This window comes from Acidaminococcus sp. BV3L6, from assembly GCF_000468835.1.
GTDB lineage: Bacteria > Bacillota > Negativicutes > Acidaminococcales > Acidaminococcaceae > Acidaminococcus > Acidaminococcus intestini.
This window is the reverse complement of sequence record NZ_AWUR01000041.1, coordinates 1-4,757: the sequence shown is the minus strand read 5'-3', so window position 1 is coordinate 4,757 and position 4,757 is coordinate 1. Positions and strand designations below refer to the sequence as shown.

The 4,757-nt window shown below is 49.8% G+C and carries 5 protein-coding genes; 2 read left to right on the top strand and 3 right to left on the bottom strand.

The genetic code is table 11. The features are described from left to right. Nucleotides 1-40: 40 nt before the first annotated feature. The 3 genes from HMPREF1246_RS07600 to ftcD are packed head-to-tail and all read right to left on the bottom strand — an operon-like array spanning nt 41 to nt 3,297. The gene (locus tag HMPREF1246_RS07600; protein WP_009016042.1) at nt 41-661 is read right to left on the bottom strand and encodes a cyclodeaminase/cyclohydrolase family protein; all 621 of its coding nucleotides are present in this window, start codon (nt 659-661) and stop codon (nt 41-43) included. Between the two features lie 29 nt (nt 662-690). After that, the gene (locus HMPREF1246_RS07595) at nt 691-2,361 is read right to left on the bottom strand and encodes a formate--tetrahydrofolate ligase (protein WP_021737159.1); all 1,671 of its coding nucleotides are present in this window, start codon (nt 2,359-2,361) and stop codon (nt 691-693) included. Nucleotides 2,362-2,391: 30 nt separating this feature from the next. Further along, nucleotides 2,392-3,297, bottom strand: a complete 906-nt coding sequence (gene ftcD / locus HMPREF1246_RS07590; protein WP_009016040.1) for a glutamate formimidoyltransferase — start codon at nt 3,295-3,297, stop codon at nt 2,392-2,394. A 231-nt stretch (nt 3,298-3,528) separates the two neighbouring features. Between ftcD and HMPREF1246_RS07585 the strand changes: the two genes are divergently transcribed. Next, the gene (locus HMPREF1246_RS07585; RefSeq protein WP_016459973.1) at nt 3,529-4,098 is read left to right on the top strand and encodes a HutD family protein; all 570 of its coding nucleotides are present in this window, start codon (nt 3,529-3,531) and stop codon (nt 4,096-4,098) included. A 10-nt stretch (nt 4,099-4,108) separates the two neighbouring features. Next, a complete protein-coding gene (locus HMPREF1246_RS07580; protein ID WP_009016038.1) occupies nt 4,109-4,738 on the top strand; it encodes a formate/nitrite transporter family protein in 630 nt (209 codons plus the stop codon). Nucleotides 4,739-4,757: the final 19 nt, after the last annotated feature.

The window sequence follows — 4,757 nt, the reverse complement described above, 5'->3', positions numbered from 1 at the left end:
AAAAAGAACTGCCGCAACCACTGCGGCAGTTCTTTTATTTTTAGAGATTGACTTTGCCAAGAAGGGCCTGTTCCTTCCCATCGACTTCTTTCTCGATGGCGGCCATTTTACCATTAAGGTCATCTACAAAAGTCTGGTCCTTAATGCTTCCCAAATTAATCTTGACATTAAGGAAGGCACCGCGGACAGCGGCCCGAGTGTTCATCGCAGCCACGGCACCGTCCGTGACAGCATTGGTGTTACCGCGCGTAATGACCACATCAGCCAGGGCAAAGAGTTCATTCGCCGTTTCACCAACTTTAAAAGGAACCAGAGCAGCGCCCTTAGTGGCTTCTTGGATGGCTTTGCTGCGAACAGCCTTTTCCTCGTCCGACCCTTTAGGCATCCTGAAGGCTGCCATGATCTTATTGAAGGCATTGCTGTCTTCGTCAATGAGGGCCAGGAATTGATTCTTGAGGGAAGCTGCTTTTTCAGCCACTTCCTTCATTTCCTTTTCCACAGCTGCATATTTTTCCTTGCCAAGGGTCAGATGAGCGACCATTTCGATGAGGGCTGCAGCAGAAGCCGCATTCAGGGCAGCAATGCTGCCGCCGCCCGGTGCGGGAGAAGAAGAACTCGTTTCCTGGACGAATCCCTCCACCGTCATTTTCTTTAATTCCATATCTTGATTCCTCGTTTCCTACTGTTATGTTAGAAGAGACCCGAAATCTTGCCTGATGCATCGATGTCCATATTGAGAGCAGCCGGCTTCTTCGGCAGGCCTGGCATGACCATGATATTGCTTGTCTGGCAGACAATGAAGCCAGCCCCATTGGAAACACGGACATCCTGGACAGTGATCCGGAACCCCTTGGGTGCCCCCAGAAGGGCCGGGTTGTCACTGAGGGAGTACTGGGTCTTGGCCACGCAGATAGGCAGTTTATCAAGGCCCCAATCTTCGAGCAGTTTGATCTGTTTCTTGGCGTTAGGCGTAAAATCAACCCCATCACCGCCATAGACCTTTGTCACAATCGCTTCAAGTTTATGCGGAATCGTATCGTTTACATCGTAGAGTTCAACCGGTTTGGACGTATCATGTTCGAGCAGATCAACCAGCTTGTTTGCCATGTCGATACCGCCTTCGCCACCTTTTTCCCAGCACTCGTTGAGGCTGACATCCACACCGTAGCTTTCGCATTTCTTAAGGAGCATATCGATTTCGGCCGGTGTATCCGTAGCGAATTTATTGATGGCAACCAGGACCGGCAGTCCAAAGCCGCGCATATTCTCGACCTGTTTGGCAAGGTTCGTAAACCCATCGCTGACAGCCTGGACGTTTTCCTGGGACAGTTCCGTTTTCTTGACGCCGCCATGCATCTTGAGGGCACGGATTGTAGCAACAACGACAACCGCGTCAGGATACATATTGCCATAATGGCATTTGATGTCAAGGAATTTTTCAGCGCCAAGATCAGCACCGAAACCAGCTTCCGTAACGGTAATATCACCCAGTTTAAGAGCCATCTTGGTAGCAAGAAGAGAGTTGCATCCGTGGGCAATGTTCGCAAATGGACCGCCATGGATGATAGCCGGCGTATGTTCCAGCGTCTGGACGAGGTTCGGTTTGATGGCGTCCTTCATGAGCATGGCCATAGCCCCTTCGCAGCCCAATTGATGAACGTAGACCGGGTTCCCATCAAGGTCCGGGCCAATGACAATACGGCCAAAGCGTTCCTTCAGGTCTTCAATATCATGGGCCAGGCAAAGGATAGCCATGATTTCGGAAGCAACAGTGATCATGAACCCGTCTTCGCGCACAAAACCGCAGGGTTTGCCGCCTAGACCGACAACAACGTGACGGAGGGCTCGGTCGTTCATATCCATGACGCGGCGCCAAGAAATCTGACGGGCATCGATCCGCAGTTCGTTGCCTTGATGGATATGGTTGTCAATCATGGCAGACAACAAATTATTGGCAGCCGTAATAGCGTGCATATCCCCCGTAAAATGCAGATTGATATCGTCCATAGGAACAACCTGCGCATAGCCGCCGCCAGCAGCACCGCCCTTAATTCCAAACACAGGGCCTAAGGAAGGCTCGCGGAGTGCTACGATGGCTTTTTTGCCAATCTTGTTAAGGGCTTGGACAAGGCCAATGCTCGTTGTGGATTTACCTTCCCCAGCAGGGGTGGGCGTGATGGCCGTTACCAGGACCAATTTCCCATTGGGTTTCTTTTCCAAGCGTTTCAGTACATCAAGGGAAATCTTTGCTTTATAGTGACCATATTGTTCCAGTTCTTCGGGATGGATGTCCAGTTTTTCAGCAATCTTACTGATTGGCTCCATAACATTTTTTTGTGCAATCTCGATATCGCTAAACACGATAGTTCCCCCTTCCTAGATACGGGCCGCTTATTCTTCTGCATCAAGCAGACGTTTTTCAAGGATTTCGTCCATATCGAAGTTTTCGATTTGGAGATAGTACTCAGCTGCCATAAGCAGGCTCTTCATAGGAACCGTCCCAATGACTTCAGAACCAGCTACGGCAACGCCATAACGGCGGGCTTCCATCTTGACCATTTCAAAGGCGCGGTAAACAGCGGTCTTTTCATAGTTGACAAGGTTCATGGAAACCTGGGTCATGTTGCGGTCTTCCAGCTTCAGGCCAATGGCCTTGACATAGTGAAGACCGCCGCCGATATTGCGGACTTTCTTAGCAATGGCTTGAGCGATTTCAACATCCGGCGTATGCAGGTTGACGTTGAAAGCAATGAGGGGAACGCGGGCGCCAACGGCGGAGCAACCGCTTACAGCGTTCATTTCGCTGGGGCCATAATCCGGTTTCCATTCCGGTTCCTTGATCTTATCAAAGAAGCCTTCGTACTGGCCTTTGCGGATCGTAGCCAAGTTGCGCCGACCTTCACTCGTAGCGGCATCTTCATAAAGATAGACAGGAATGCCCATTTCACCATAAGCCTTACCGACCTTGTTGGCGATTTCGACACATTCATCCATGGTTACGCCCATAACCGGTGTAAAGGGAACAACATCAACGGCACCAAAACGAGGATGAGCCCCATGATGTTCACGCATATCAATCAAACCAATGGCTACCTTTGCCATATTGATGGCAGCTTCCGTTACCGCTTCAGGAGACCCGATGATGGTAACAACGGAACGATTGTGGTCAGGGTCGCTGGAATAATCCAGGATCTTCAGCCCGGAAATCTTGCGGGCTTCATCAACAATCTTTTCTACCTTTGCTTTGTCACGGCCTTCACTGAAATTCGGAACAAATTCAACCAACTTTTTAGCCATTTGAGCACCTCCATAAGATTTTACCTGTTATGTCCGTTCCCCAAAGGGACGGCTTTTTTCTGAACGACTTCATTCTATGATGGGACCGACAAAGAAACGTCTGAAAAATAAAAAAAGCGAAAAAAACTTCTTTTGACTAAAATTTGACGGTTCCACAATAGCATGGAAGCGACAGCACAGCAGGGCTGTTCCTGCTTTTCAATGGTTACCATAAAGAAACGAGGTGTCCCGATGACAGTATCAGTAATTTCCAGAAAAGACGCCGTTTCGACGACCTGGTCGGGCGGAACGACAACTGAATTCTACCTATTTCCCCGTGATGGCTCCTACAAGGAACGTCGCTTTGACCTTCGCATCAGTTCCGCGACGGTAGACCTTGAAGCATCCGATTTCACCCTTCTGCCGGATTACCAACGCATCATTACGCCCCTTGAAGGAGGCTTTACCCTCACCTACAAAGAAACAGGGGAAAAGGTGACCCTTGCCCCCCTGGAAGAAGACTTTTTTGATGGAGCCTACCATACCCATTCCATCGGAAAAGCCATTGATTTCAATGTCATGTATAAAAAAGGCATGCATGCCGCCTATAGCGTCATCAATGCGTCAAAAAAATTTGGTCTTGCCGATTTCCGCTTTCTTTACGTTCCCTTTATAGACGCAAAGGACCTCACGGGAAGTACCCTGAATGAACACTCCTTGACGCGGGACACGCTCTATGTCAGCGATGACAGGTCAGATGCCTTCGTCCTCGCCCTCAAAAAGCCGGTTTCTCTCATTTATGTTTCGGTTCGCAAAGCCTAAAGGAGCGTCAATGAGTCCCTTCACACTTTTCCGTTCCGCGGTCTGCGCAGGCTTTGCCATCGGCCTTGGCGGGGCGGTATACTTACAGCAGACCAGTAAGGCCTTGGGCGCCCTGCTCTTTACGATTGGTCTATTTGCGGTCTGTGAATGCCGGTTCCATCTTTTTACAGGCAAGGTCTGCTATGCCCGGGAACGGTCTTGGCGCAGCTATTGGGAGTACCCAGTCATCTTAGGGGGCAATTTTATTGGTGCCGGCCTGATGGCCCTCCTGCTGTCAGGTACGCGGCTTTTCAGTTTTACACAAAAAGCCGCAGCCGTCCTGATTGCCGTCAAGAATGCGGACAGTCTTGGTTCCCTTTTCATTCTGGGGTTCTTGTGCAACATCTTTGTTTTCCTTGCAGTTGAAGGCTATCGTTCCTTTCCACACGCCATTGGAAAATACGCCGCCATCTTTTTGGGGATTGCCGTCTTCATCCTAAGCGGCTATGAACACAGCATTGCCGACATGTTCTACTACTTTACAGCAGGCGCTATGGACCTAGCCGCTTTGGGACGAATCCTTGTCATTGCCCTGGGCAATACCTGCGGCGGTCTCATTTCCCATGAAGCCGTCCAATTTGCCCGCAGAGCACAAAAATAAAAATCCTGGAATAAAAAAA